This window comes from Bradyrhizobium sp. USDA 4501, from assembly GCF_054062115.1.
Genome location: NZ_JBSSEX010000001.1, coordinates 2,914,948 through 2,927,132, shown reverse-complemented (window position 1 = coordinate 2,927,132; position 12,185 = coordinate 2,914,948). Strand labels below are relative to the sequence as shown.

The 12,185-nt window shown below is 65.6% G+C and carries 10 protein-coding genes and 1 pseudogene; 5 read left to right on the top strand and 6 right to left on the bottom strand.

The window, feature by feature from the left end; all coding sequences use genetic code 11:
• Positions 1-12: 12 nt before the first annotated feature.
• On the bottom strand, positions 13-852 hold the full coding sequence (locus tag ACVWZM_RS13345) for a protein-disulfide reductase DsbD domain-containing protein (protein WP_057016158.1): 840 nt from the start codon (positions 850-852) through the stop codon (positions 13-15).
• A 136-nt stretch (positions 853-988) separates the two neighbouring features.
• Here ACVWZM_RS13345 and ACVWZM_RS13340 point away from each other — a divergent pair, with 136 nt between their 5' ends.
• Complete coding sequence (locus tag ACVWZM_RS13340; protein WP_057016159.1) at positions 989-1,648, top strand: YqgE/AlgH family protein; 660 nt, start codon at positions 989-991, stop codon at positions 1,646-1,648.
• Positions 1,649-1,729: 81 nt separating this feature from the next.
• On the opposite strand, the gene ACVWZM_RS13335 is transcribed toward ACVWZM_RS13340, so the two are convergent.
• Both ACVWZM_RS13335 and ACVWZM_RS13330 read right to left on the bottom strand, forming a co-directional pair.
• Positions 1,730-2,617 carry a TauD/TfdA dioxygenase family protein gene (locus ACVWZM_RS13335; RefSeq protein ID WP_057016160.1) on the bottom strand — a complete coding sequence of 296 codons (888 nt, stop codon included), beginning with the start codon at positions 2,615-2,617 and terminating at the stop codon, positions 1,730-1,732.
• A 101-nt stretch (positions 2,618-2,718) separates the two neighbouring features.
• Positions 2,719-3,498, bottom strand: a complete 780-nt coding sequence (locus ACVWZM_RS13330; RefSeq protein ID WP_456853494.1) for an SDR family NAD(P)-dependent oxidoreductase — start codon at positions 3,496-3,498, stop codon at positions 2,719-2,721.
• 180 nt (positions 3,499-3,678) lie between these two features.
• Between ACVWZM_RS13330 and ACVWZM_RS13325 the strand changes: the two genes are divergently transcribed.
• Entirely contained in the window at positions 3,679-4,413 is a 735-nt protein-coding gene (locus ACVWZM_RS13325; protein WP_057016184.1) for an SDR family NAD(P)-dependent oxidoreductase, read from the top strand.
• A gap of 59 nt (positions 4,414-4,472) precedes the next feature.
• Positions 4,473-4,850, top strand: a complete 378-nt coding sequence (locus ACVWZM_RS13320; RefSeq protein ID WP_057016161.1) for a CsbD family protein — start codon at positions 4,473-4,475, stop codon at positions 4,848-4,850.
• Between the two features lie 203 nt (positions 4,851-5,053).
• Here ACVWZM_RS13320 and ACVWZM_RS13315 read toward each other — a convergent pair.
• Together ACVWZM_RS13315 and ACVWZM_RS13310 are read right to left on the bottom strand one after the other, a co-directional pair.
• Positions 5,054-6,762, bottom strand: a pseudogene (locus tag ACVWZM_RS13315) (SGNH/GDSL hydrolase family protein).
• A gap of 322 nt (positions 6,763-7,084) precedes the next feature.
• Positions 7,085-8,464, bottom strand: a complete 1,380-nt coding sequence (locus tag ACVWZM_RS13310; protein ID WP_057016421.1) for a lytic murein transglycosylase — start codon at positions 8,462-8,464, stop codon at positions 7,085-7,087.
• A gap of 224 nt (positions 8,465-8,688) precedes the next feature.
• Here ACVWZM_RS13310 and galU point away from each other — a divergent pair, with 224 nt between their 5' ends.
• Both galU and ACVWZM_RS13300 read left to right on the top strand, forming a co-directional pair.
• Positions 8,689-9,564: a UTP--glucose-1-phosphate uridylyltransferase GalU gene (gene galU, locus ACVWZM_RS13305; protein ID WP_028334743.1), complete on the top strand. Its 876-nt coding sequence runs from the start codon at positions 8,689-8,691 to the stop codon at positions 9,562-9,564.
• Positions 9,565-9,728: 164 nt separating this feature from the next.
• A complete protein-coding gene (locus tag ACVWZM_RS13300; protein ID WP_456851881.1) occupies positions 9,729-10,814 on the top strand; it encodes an IS4 family transposase in 1,086 nt (361 codons plus the stop codon).
• A 359-nt stretch (positions 10,815-11,173) separates the two neighbouring features.
• Here ACVWZM_RS13300 and ACVWZM_RS13295 read toward each other — a convergent pair whose 3' ends face one another.
• Entirely contained in the window at positions 11,174-12,130 is a 957-nt protein-coding gene (locus ACVWZM_RS13295) for a hydrogen peroxide-inducible genes activator (protein WP_057016419.1), read from the bottom strand.
• Positions 12,131-12,185: the final 55 nt, after the last annotated feature.

Here is a 12,185-nt window from a genome sequence, read left to right as displayed (position 1 = left end):
TGACCCTACGGCTCAATTCAAATTGATATTGAATTCGTAGCTTTTGTCGCCGCCGACCAGCGTCAGCTTCAGCGCGGCGCCGTCGGCCTTGGCGCCGGGCGGCAGGCCGTCGAGCTCGAAAGAGAAACGCTTCACGCCCGGCGGCGCCTGCGCAACGAGCTTGGGCACCGGCAGCGCCCAGTCGGGCGTCGGCCCCTCGACGAACAGGCTGAGGTCGCGGCTCTCGGGCGCGCTGACATCGACCAGCACGTTGTTCTTGCCGTCGCGCTTGACGTCGCGGATCGAAAACGGGATCGGGTCGCCGATATTGGCGGGCTTCGGCACCGCGTTGAGCGCTTCCGAAAGCGCGGCGTCCTCGGTCGAGGCGACGCTCGCGAACGCCAGCTCGGCCTTCGCCTCCACCGGTACGCACAGCTTCTCGCACACCGCGTAGTTGATGTCGGCGCGCAGCACCAGCGGCTTGTCGGGATTCTTCGCCACGATGCGCAGCGGCAGCACCACCTGGTGCTTGTAGCCGAGCGAGGTGCCGCCGGCGCCGTCGTCGAATTGCCGCGGCGCCGGCCACATCACGGTGACCGCCTCGACGTTATCCGACCTGGAGAAATCGAACCGCGGCGGCACGCCGGAATCGCCGGGCGTCCGCCAATAGGTCTTCCAGCCGTCCTGCAATTGGAACGCAATGCCGCCAAGCAGCACCGCGCCGCTGCGCGATCCGGCGAGCAGCCGCACCGCCGAATGCGTGTCCTGTTGCCACGGCGAGGCGTCGTCGGCGCGGACCTCCGTTGCCATACATGCGAAGGAAAACAGGGCGGCAACGCCAAATGCGGCACGCAAGGGAACTATGACGATCATGAGACGTCTTTACCCGCAACTTTCGGTGCAAACCATTGAATTGCTTGTGATGCATCGCCGCACGGCGGTCGATGGTTGATTGACAGAACCGCCACCCGATATCAGGATGCCAAATCAGCAGGAAAGGCCTTTGCGGATGCGCCCTGAAGGCAAAACAGGCAAGACTCGCAAAACCGCCGCCGGCAGAAGCCCGGCCGTCGGTGTCCATGCCGCCGAAGGTGGCTATCTCGACGGCCAGATGCTGATCGCGATGCCTGTCATGAACGACCCCCGCTTCGAACGCTCCGTGATCTACATGTGCGCGCATTCCTCCGAGGGCGCGATGGGCATCATCGTCAACCGTCCCGCCGGCAGCATCGATTTCCCCGGGCTACTGGTGCAGCTCGACATCATCGAGAAGTCGGACCAGATCCAGCTGCCCGAGAATGCCGAGATGATGAAGGTGATGAAGGGCGGCCCGGTCGATACCGGCCGCGGCTTCGTGCTGCATTCCAGCGACTTCTACATTCAGGATGCGACGCTGAACATCGACGACGGCATCTCGCTCACCGCGACCGTCGATATCCTGAAAGCGATCGCCAAGGGCGCCGGGCCGAAGCATGCGATCCTCGCGCTCGGCTATGCCGGCTGGGCGCCGGGGCAACTCGAGAACGAGATCCAGCACAATGGCTGGCTGCATTGCGACGCCGATCCGGAGCTGATCTTCGGTACCGACGTCGACGAGAAATACGCGCGCGCCTTGCGCAAGATCGGCATCGAGGCCGGCATGCTGTCGAACGACGCGGGCCACGCGTAGGCTGTCGCTGAGGTCGTCGACGATCCCAACGCATTCTCAGTGTCGTCCCGGCTTTCGCCGGGACGACACCAGTAGTTCTGCCTACTCCGCCGCTTCCTGCGCGACCGTCGGCTGGGTGCCGGCCACCGTGGCGCGGCGCATGTCGCGGGGCTGCGACTGGTCGTAGCGGCGGACGCGGTGCACGGTCTGGCGGTTGTCCCACATCACGAGGTCATGCACCGTCCATTTGTGCACATAGACGAATTCGGGCTGCGTCGCGTGCTCGGTCAGATCGCGCAGCAGCAGCCGCGCCTCCGGCATGCTCATGCCCCTGATGGCGCCGGCGTGAGAGGACAGATACAGCGACTTGCGGCCGTGCACCGGATGCGTGCGCACCAGGCGCTGCAGCACCGGCTTGAACATCTGCTTCTCCTCGTCGGTGTAGTCGAGGAAGCCGAGCGAGCCGCGCGAATACATCAGCGAGTGCTCGCAGATCATGTCCTCGATCTCGGCCTTGGTCTCGGCGTCGAGCGCGTCATAGGCGGCGCGCATGTCGGCGAATTCGGTGTTGCCGCCCTTCGGGTTCACCACGCGCGCCGACAGCAGCGAGAATTTCGCCGGGATCGGCCGGAACGAGCTGTCGGAATGCCACAGGCAGTTGCCGAGGTTGAACAGATGGGTGCGGTGGTCCTTCGGCAGCGGCTTGCCGTCCTTGCCGAGATTGCTGACGTCGTTCAGCCCGGAGGCGAGGCGGTAGTCCTGCTTCTTCGTCACCGTGCCGCCGCGCGCATCTTCGCGCTCGCCGAAATTCAGCGCGAATGCCATCTGCTGCTCGTCGGAGATGTCCTGGCCGTGGAATACAAGCACGGCGTATTTGTCCATGCCGGCCTCAATGTCGATCGCTTCCTGCTTCGTCAGCGGCTTGCGCAGATCGACGCCGGAAACCTCGCCGACGAAATGCTTGTGAAGCTGCCGGATCAGGACCGTCATTGGCGTATCTCCCCGTCTATCGCGGGCGGTTTTCCCGCTTCATTTGACGGGAAGGCTACTCGACGCGCGCGCGCTGTCAACGCTCGCGGGCCGTGCGCGGGTCAGGCATTCCGCGCCATCAACCCGCCGTCGACCGGAATCACGGCGCCGGTCAGGAACGATGCGGCGGGCAGGCACAGGCTCAGCGTCATGTGCGCGACCTCTTCCGGATCGCCGTAACGGGCGAGCGCGGTGCGGCGCTTGGCGTAGAGCGTCTTGTGCTCCTCGGAGATGCGGTCGGTGATGGCGGTGCGGATCGGGCCCGGGCAGATGCAGTTCACGGTGATGCCCTCGCGTCCTAGTTCCACCGCGAGCGAGCGGGTCAGGCTGGTGACGCCGCCCTTGGCCGCGGAGTAGGGGCTGTGCAGCGTGGTCGCGCCGAGCGCCTCGGTCGAGGCGATGTTGACGATGCGCGGCGAGCGCGACTTGCGCAGGTATGGCAGTGCCGCGCGGATGATGCGCGGATGCGCCGTCAGCATCACCGCGATGCCCTTGGCCCAAGCGTCCTCGTACGCGGGATCGTCGATCGGCACCCGCACCGAGATGCCGGCATTGTTGACGATGATGTCGAGCCCGCCGAAATGCGCGGCGACGTCGTTGACGACTTTGGTGATGGCGTCGCGATCGCCGACGTCGAGCGTCCAGGCCTTCGCCGAGCCGCCGCTTGCCGAAATCTCCTTCGTCACCGCCTGCGTGCCTTCTTCGGTCAGGTCGGTGACCGCGACATTGGCGCCTTCATCGGCAAACACCCGCGCGGTGGCGCGGCCCATGCCGCTGGCGGCGCCGGTGACGAGAACGGTGAGGCCCTTCACCGAACGGCTGAGCTGCTTGTATTCGGACATGACGGACCCCCGTTGATTTTCTGCGTTGTGAGAGACGGCAACGCTGGCACCGATCGCAAGATACGTCAAACCACTGATCCCATATCGGCATGCGCGCAGCGCGTTAACGCAAGTTTCCCGGTTGGCTTTCCGAGAAGGATCATGCTCAATCAAGACAACAGCACGAGAGAGGAACGCGCGATGAACGAGCTCGATTTCGGCGGCAAGCAAGTATTGGTGGTCGGCGGCTCCAGCGGCATCGGCAACGGCATCGCGCAGGCGTTCCGCGCCAAGGGCGCGCGCGTCGCGATCTGCGGCACCCGCGCGCAGGCGAGCGACTATTCCGCCGAGGAAGGCTCGCATCTCGAGGGCCTCGCCTACGCGCAGCTCGATGTCAGCAACCCGCAGGCGATCGAGGCCTTCAGGCCGTCGTTCGACCGGCTCGACGTGCTGGTGCTGGCGCAGGGCGCGGTGATTTACCGCCGCGGGGAATTCGAGATGGAGGGTTTTCGCAAGGTGCTCGAGGTCAACCTGATGAGCCTGATGGCCTGCGCGACCAAATTCCAGGCGATGCTGAGCGCAGCTAAGGGCTCGCTGATCATCGTGAGCTCGACCGCGGCCTATCATTCGACCATGGGCAATCCGGCCTACAACGCCTCGAAGACCGGTGCCGTCGGGCTGACGCGCACGCTCGGCGAGGCCTGGGCGGAGAACGGCATCCGGGTCAACGGCATCGCGCCCGGCCTCGTCGACACCAAGATGACCAAGGCGACGACGGCCAATCCGAAGCGTCTCGAAGGCGCGCTCGATCGCATTCCGCTGAAGCGTCTCGGCACGCCCGCCGACATGGCCGGCGCCGCGCTGTTCCTGGCCTCGCCGCTTGCCTCCTACATCGTCGGCCAGACCATCGTCGTCGACGGCGGGCTGATCCTGTAACCGCAGGAACCTGCGCGCCGTTTCCCGGTTAGCTTCCGGACAGATCAGGGAGCGTGACGATGGACAAGGATCGGATTTTCGGAACGGCGAAGGAGTTCGCGGGCAAGGCCGAAGGCGCGGTGGGCGACGCGACCGGAGATGCGCAGACCCAGGCCTCGGGCCGCGCGCGCGAAGCCGCGGGCTCCGTGCAGGATCTCTACGGCCAGGCCAAGGACGCCGCGCGCGACGCCGCCGACACCGCGGTCAACTACGCCAAGGACGCCTATGAGCATCGCGGCGAGACCGTTCGCAGCGGACAAAAGGCGGTGGCGCATGCGGTGCAGGAGAACCCGCTGGGATCGCTGCTGATCGCCGGCGGCATCGGCTTTGCGCTCGCGCTCCTGATGACGCGCCAGCCGCGTCGCCCGCCGCCGTCGCGCTGGCGCTACTACGGTTGATACCATCTCGCCCACCGTCATTGCGAGGAGCTCGCGACAAAATTGCAAAGCAATTTTGCGCTGAAGCGACGAAGCAATCCAGCCGTCCGCGCGTGCGGATCGATGGATTGCTTTGCGGAGCCTGTCATCGGGCGCGCGTTCGCGCGACCCGTTGGCTCGCAATGACGTGGATGTAGCGTCAATTCTATCGGAAGACGCGCGGCCTACTGCCACGGACTCCCCGGCACTGCGACCCGCTGTCCGACACCGCGCGGCGGGCGCGGCGGCGGAGCGACCAACGGGCGCTGCTGCGGCGCGCCGAACCCGAACAGATCGCGCAGCCAAGGCTGTGTCTGCGGCTGCTGTTGCGGCTGGGCCTGGGTCTGGGCCGGACGGAACACGCGCCTTGGCGGCTTCGGTGCGGTGATGATCGAGCCGTCGGGCGCGATCGCCGTGGTCGAGGGCGGCGGATTGGCCGGTCCGCCCGCCGGCGCGGCGGGCGTGGTCGCGGCAACCGGCACATCGCCCTTGGCTTGCTCGCGGCCCATCTCGCGGCGCGGCCAGACGAAATCATCGGCGCGGCCGGCGGGCGGCGCCAGCGCCTCCCCCTTCACCAGCGTGCGCGCGGCGAGCGCATCGACGGCGGCGGGCCGCGAGCCCGGTCCGCCGAGCAATTGATCGGTGCCGACGGTGGAGGCGACCAGCGGCAGCACCGGGCCCGCCAGCGGCCGCGGCGCGGGCTTGCCGGGCTCCGCGCTGGTATCCGGCGTCGCGGGTTCGCTCGGCAGCGCGATCGGCCCGGAGCGCACCGCGAGCAGGCGCGTCACCTCGCGCTCGACATAATGCGCGAGCTTGCGCGCGCCGGCCTTGGTGAAGAACACGCCGTCATCGGTACGCAGCTTGCGGGGCTGGCCTTCGAAGTCCGGGCCCTTCTGCATGAAGCGGCCGGCCTCGTCGACAAAGCCGTCCCAGACGTCAACATAGGTGATGCCGGCCTTGCCGGCGCCGTCGCGATAGAGCGCGTCGAGGAACAGCATGTCCGACGTGCCCTTCTGGCCGCGGATCGCGGGCAGGCCGACCCACAGCACCGGCACGCCCTTGCTCTTCAGCACGTTGATCAACTCCTCGATCTTCTTGCCGTAGAGCTCGACCCAGCGGTCGTCGCGGAATTCATAGAGGCCGTTCGGCGAACGCGCAGTCTTTTCCGGCGCGGCCTGCGAGTCATTGTCGGCGTCGTCGGCCGGCGGCTCGGCCTCGACCGGCTTGCCATCAGTTTTGGCGGCGGCATCGGGCTTGTCGCCCGGCTTGGCTTCGGGCTTGCCGCGCGCGCGTCCTTTTTCTCGTCCTTCTTGTCGACCTTCTTCTCCACGACAGATTCTCGGATCGCGGTGCGGTCGTTGAGGCCGAGCATCACGACGATGGCGTCGGGGTTCTCGGTGGCGAGAATGCCCTTCGCGGCCGCGGCCCAATCCGCCGGATCGCCCTTGGGCTGATAGCGGATCAGGCCGGAGACCGTCTTGTGCTTGCGGATCACGCCCATGTCGGGCTGGTCGGAATAGGCATCTTCCAGGCCATAGCCGAGCCAGTCGGCCATGGCGTCGCCGATGACGAGCACGTTGCGCTCGGCGGCCGCCTCGCGCTTGGCCGGTGCCGGAGCGCGCGAGAAATCCTCGCGCGGCCGCTGCGGCTGCGATGATTGCGGTTGCTGCTGCTGGAACGGCGCGAAGAAATCGCCGCCGAACCAGCCGCCGCCGCCGTGCTGCGGCGGAGCGCGGCGCTGTGGTTGCGGCGGTCCGCCACCAAAGCCGGGGAAGCCGAAGAATTGCGCTGAGGCGGGCTGGGCGATGCCGATCAATAGCGCGAGCGCCACCGTCAGCGCGACCAGCGGACCGGCTTCGGTGAATATGCGCAAAAAGGACTTTGGCTCTCGCATCGCGTTCGGTCGCAAATGATCTGGAAGTACGTGAGCATACTAGCGGAATCGGGCCGCAAGCGGGCAGCTTTTCCACCATAAATCGGGTGCCGCCGGCCGCCGTCAAGGCAGGCGGCAAATATCGGATTTCACGGTTACTTTCGGGGTGGAGGGCCCAGCCGTCGCGGCGACGGAACCGTGCCTCCTCTCCCGCTTGCGGGAGGGGCAAGAGCCGTAGCCCGGATGGAGCGAAGCGCAATCCGGGACCAGACCAGTCGCACGGCGAGAACCCCGGATTTCGCTGCGCTGCATCCGGGCTACGGGGCAGCCTCCGGTTTCAGCCCTACCGCCCCCTGAGCCGCTCCAGCACCTCGGCGGTGGCAAAACCGTCGGCCGGTGCCCCGATCGACACCTGGAAGCCGCGCAGCGCCTCGCGGGTCTGGCCGCCGAACTGGCCGTCGGGCGTACCCTTGTAGAAGCCGCGCTGGGCCAGCAGCTGCTGTAGTTCCAGCCGCTCGGCGCGCGACAGCACCCGCTCCTGGCGCGGCCAGGGCTGCGCGAAGGGCTGGCCGCCGCGCAGGCGGTCGGCGAAATGGCCGATGGCGAGCGCATAGGCCTCGGCCGGGTTGTACTTCATGATCACCCGGAAATTCTGCAGCATCAGGAAGCCCGGCCCCTCGGCGCCGGCCGGCGCCAGCAGATAGGCCTTGTCGGACGGCCGCGGGAACGGCTGGCCGTTCGGCCGCTTGAGGCCGAGATGCTCCCATTGCGACAGCGGCATGGCCTTGGCGCGGTCGGCCAGCATGTAATTGAGGCCTTGCGGCAGCACGACCTCGTAGCCCCAGCTCGCGCCGGTCTGCCAGCCGTCCTTCTTCAGATTGTTGGCGGTCGAGGCGATCAGGTCGCTCGGATTGTCGACGACGTCGCGGCGGCCGTCGCCGTCGCCATCGACGGCATAGCGCTTGAACGCGGTCGGCATGAACTGGGTCGGGCCGAAGGCGCCGGCCCAGGAGCCGCGCATCTGCTCGGGCCTGAGGTCGCCGCGGTTGAGGATTTCCAGCGCCGACAGGAACTCGTCCTTGAAATAGGCCTGACGGCGGCCGATGCAGGCGAGCGTCGCGGTCGACTGCACCACGTTGCGATCGCCCATCTGGGTCGAGTAGTTCGACTCGATGCCCCAGATCGCCGCAATGATGTAGCGGTCGACGCCATAGGCCTTCTCGGTGGCATCGAACTGCGGCTTGTATTTCGCAAGGATCTCGCGGCCCTTGGCTAGCCTGGTGTCGCTGACCAGGATGTCGAGATAATCCCAGATCGCCTTGGTGAACTCCGGCTGCGAATCCATCAGATCCATGATGCGCAGATCGGGCGTCAGGCCGGCGGTGAAGCGCTCGAAATTCTCTTGGGTGATGTTGCGCCGTGCGGCATCTGGCCACATCGCTGCGACGCAGTTCGGGAAGTCCGACGCGGCCTGGCGGATCGCCGCTGCGGTCATCAGCGGATGGCCGGAGGCGCCGTCTTCACCGCTCCACGGCGGTGCCGCGCCGTCCTGTCCGGTTGCGGCCTGTGGCGGCGTCGCGTTCGGTCCGGAAAAGATGCTGTCGATCAGGTTGGTCAGGCCGTTGCCCGCCGACTGGGCTTGCGTGCTGCCGGGCAGCAGCAGGGCCAGCGCGATCAGGCTCGCGCCGAAAAGCTTGGTCCTTGATGTTCCCATCGCGCGCATTTGTCGTGTGCCTGTCAAAATCGTGCTGTTCCAGAAGGCCCCGGCACGGTTTCCAATAACTTAACAAGGGCGAGATTTTGTTGCGGCCCGCATTTGGCTGACGGGAACGGCGGAATTAAGCCGCACCACACATCCGCCTTTGTTGGCGGCTGCAAAACGGGGTACCAAAGGCATGATTCATTTCGTGCCGCCGTCCCACCCATTTCAAGGCTTCCGATAATCCCATGAAGATCCGCAAAGCCGTATTCCCCGTCGCCGGTCTCGGTACCCGCGTGCTGCCCGCCACCAAGGCGATGCCGAAGGAGATGCTGACGATCGTCGACAAGCCCCTGATCCAGTACGTGGTCGACGAGGCCCGGGAAGCCGGCATCGAGCATTTCGTGTTCGTCACCGGCCGCAACAAGGGTGTCATCGAGGATCACTTCGACCGCATGTTCGAGCTCGACACCACGCTGGCGCAGCGCGGCAAGAAGACCGAGCAGGATATCCTGGCGCAGAACCAGCCGGAAGCCGGCGCGATGAGCTTCACCCGGCAGCAGGCTCCGCTCGGGCTCGGCCACGCGGTGTGGTGCGCGCGCGATATCATCGGCAACGAGCCGTTCGCGGTGGTGCTGCCGGACGAGCTGGTGCTGAACACGCCGGGCTGCCTCAAGCAGATGATCGACGCCGCTAGCAGGCTTGGCGACAAGTCGAACCTGATCGCGGTCGAGGCGGTGCCCGACGAACTCACCCATCAATACGGCATCTGCAGCGTCGGCAAACGCACCGGCAACATCTTCGAGGTCGACCGCATGGTCGAGAAGCCGCCGCAGGGCACCGCGCCGTCCAACCTGTCGATCACCGGCCGCTACATCCTGCAGCCCGAGATCTTCAACATCCTGGCCACGCAGGAGCGCGGCGCCGGCGGCGAGATCCAGCTCACCGATGCGATGATCGGTCTTGCGAAGACGCAGAAGTTCTACGGCGTGGAGTTCGAGGGTGAGCGCCACGATTGCGGCTCCAAGCCCGGCTTCCTCCGCGCCAACATCGCCTTCGGCCTCAAGCGCCCCGAACTGCGCGACGGCCTGATCGCCGAGATGAAGAAGTATCTGGAGAAGTAGGGGCGCCGCCTCATCTCGTCATTCGCCGCGAGAATGCGGACGTATGATTCCCGGACCGCGCAACATATTCGATGTCGTCCTGGCGAAAGCCCATAGGCGCTAAAATAGGATTTGCGCCTTGGATTCGTTTGTGATTCCAAGATGGAATGGCACACGAATCGCTTGTGAACAAAGATTGGGCGCGCGTTGTCGCCCGACTTGGCGGAGCCGAGGCTCTGAACATTAGCGCGCGCAAGACGAAGGCGTTTGTCCGTCCGCGGGAGATCAGCAATGCGGTCGACTTGCTGCGCCTGATCTTGGCTTATTGCCTTGGTGAGAAAGGGCTGCGGTTGACGGCGGCATGGGCCACGTCGGTTGGGCTTGTCGATATCTCCAACGTGGCTCTGTTGTATCGCTTACGTCAGTGCGGAGATTGGCTGGCAATCTTGGTCGAGCAGGCGCTTGCCGACGCGGCGCCGAAGGCGAGCCGCGGTCGTCTGATCCGTATTGTTGACGCCACGACGGTCCCCAAGGCTGGGACGAGCGGCAGGAACAAGAACGCAGTGTGGCGTATCCATAGCGCGTTCGATCTTCCGCAGGAGCGCTTTGGTCACTTCGAGCTGACCGATCAGCGAGCGGGCGAGACGCTGGATCGGATACCGGCGGTTGCCGGTGAGATCCGTCTTGCCGATCGCGCCTATCTGCAACCGGAGCGCATGGCGCATCTCGTCGATGCCGATGCAGACTTCGTGATCCGGGCCGGCTGGAAGAGCGCGCGCTGGCTCGATGCCGAAGGTAATCTTGTTGACCTCACTGCCGAACTGCGCAACGCCTCGGCGCGTGGCCTGATCGATCGGCCGATTTGGATAAAGCGCAAGTCAGGTGCGCCGCCGCTCGCAGTGCGTCTGGTTGCCGCGAAGAAGCCGGCGCAAGCTGCTGCGGCTGCGCGACGCAAGGCGCGCCGGACTGCACAAAAGGGAGGTCATCAGCTCTCCAGGCAAACACTTGACGCCGCAGATTGGGTGATCCTGGTGACCTCACTCAGGCCAGAGGACTTCACGACTGCAGATATCCTCGCCCTCTATCGGCTGCGATGGCGCATTGAGCTCGGCTTCAAGCGGCTGAAAAGCCTGATTGGCCTGAAGGGACCTCCCGGAACCGACGAGCGGTCCGCCAGACCCCATATCCTCGCTCATCTGCTGATCATTCTATTGCTCGAGCCGCTCGTCGACGAACTCGAAGACTCTCCCCGCTTGCCCGACGCCGCCTGACCCACCCAGTGACGTGGCGTCTGCTGCGCCAGCTCGTCGCTTCGCTACGGCAAGCGATCATTCCACAGCCCGCAATCGCTCTACTCTGCAGAGCCAGTCACGCTCTCCGGCGACATCTACGCGAGCCACCCAGACATAAGCGCCACTATCAGACTATGATCAAACTATCTTAGCGCCTATGGGCGAAAGCCAGGACCCATTACCCCGACCATCAGTTGTTGAGCGAAGCTGGAGCCACGATCCCGTTCACAATCAAACGCGGTGGTTATGGGTCCTGGCTTCGCCAGGACGACGGTTGTGGGGGTGGCGAGACGTGTGCGTCAAACGAGAACTACATCTTCGCCGCAGCGTCTCGGTAATCACGCCATCTTCCTTCGCCCCGCGCGCTTCGCCGGCTCCTTGGCGCCGTCCTGTTTCGGCGCACGCAGGGCGCGGGCGGCGAGGCTGACGACCTCGGAGATCTGCTGGAGCTGCGCGGCGAGCGGAGAGGTCTTGCGCCAGACCATGCCGATGGTGCGCGACGGCTGCGGATGCTTGAAGCGCGAGACCGTGACCGGCGCCGAGCGCGTCTCCACCGTCACCGCCATCTCGGGGATCAAGGTGACGCCGATACCGGCGCCGACCATCTGCACCAGCGTCGACAGCGAACTCGCGTCCAGCACCTCGCGCGGCGGCGAGGACTGCATGTTGCAGAACGACAATGCCTGGTCGCGGAAGCAGTGGCCCTCCTCGAGCAGCAAGAGCCGCATCTCGCGCAGCATCTCGGCGCTCGGCACCGGCGTCTTGGCGTCCTCGCCCGGCCGCACCAGCAGGAAGTTTTCCGAGAACAGCGCGACCTCGGTCAGCGACGGTTCCGATACCGGCAACGCCACGATCGCGGTGTCGAGCCGGCCCTCGGCGACCTCCTTGATCAGCTTCGGCGTCAGCGTCTCGCGGACATGGATGTCGAGCTCGGGATGCAGCCGCGCCAGGTTCTCGATCACCTTCGGCAGCAGATATGGTGCAATCGTCGGGATCATGCCGACCCGCAGCCGCCCGGCGAGCTTGTCGCGCGAGGCGCGCGCGAAGTCGCCGAGCTCGTCGACCGAGCGCAGGATGTCGCGCACGCGGCGCAGCAGGTCCTCGCCGAAGGTCGTCAGCGTCACCTGCCGCGCATTGCGTTCGATCAGCACGCCGCCGACCGCCTGTTCCATTTCGCGGATCTGCATCGACAGCGCCGGCTGCGACACCGCGCAGGCATCCGCGGCGCGCCCGAAATGGCGGTGGTGGGCCAGAGCATCAAAATACCTGAGTTGCCGGAGTGTGACATTTATCATCAGATAATCTTATCGACGCGATCACTAAAGTCAATTTCCTCTGATGGATTGGGTT

Bases quoted from the DNA above. Each gene is read 5' to 3' on its own strand.
- ACVWZM_RS13335 (WP_057016160.1), bottom strand. From the start codon at position 2,617: ATGACGGTCCTGATCCGGCAGCTTCACAAGCATTTCGTCGGCGAGGTT.
- ACVWZM_RS13330 (WP_456853494.1), bottom strand. From the start codon at position 3,498: ATGTCCGAATACAAGCAGCTCAGCCGTTCGGTGAAGGGCCTCACCGTT.
- galU (WP_028334743.1), top strand. From the start codon at position 8,689: ATGAAGATCCGCAAAGCCGTATTCCCCGTCGCCGGTCTCGGTACCCGC.
- ACVWZM_RS13295 (WP_057016419.1), bottom strand. From the start codon at position 12,130: ATGATAAATGTCACACTCCGGCAACTCAGGTATTTTGATGCTCTGGCC.
- ACVWZM_RS13310 (WP_057016421.1), bottom strand. From the start codon at position 8,464: ATGCGCGCGATGGGAACATCAAGGACCAAGCTTTTCGGCGCGAGCCTG.
- ACVWZM_RS13320 (WP_057016161.1), top strand. From the start codon at position 4,473: ATGGACAAGGATCGGATTTTCGGAACGGCGAAGGAGTTCGCGGGCAAG.
- ACVWZM_RS13340 (WP_057016159.1), top strand. From the start codon at position 989: ATGCGCCCTGAAGGCAAAACAGGCAAGACTCGCAAAACCGCCGCCGGC.
- ACVWZM_RS13345 (WP_057016158.1), bottom strand. From the start codon at position 852: ATGATCGTCATAGTTCCCTTGCGTGCCGCATTTGGCGTTGCCGCCCTG.
- ACVWZM_RS13325 (WP_057016184.1), top strand. From the start codon at position 3,679: ATGAACGAGCTCGATTTCGGCGGCAAGCAAGTATTGGTGGTCGGCGGC.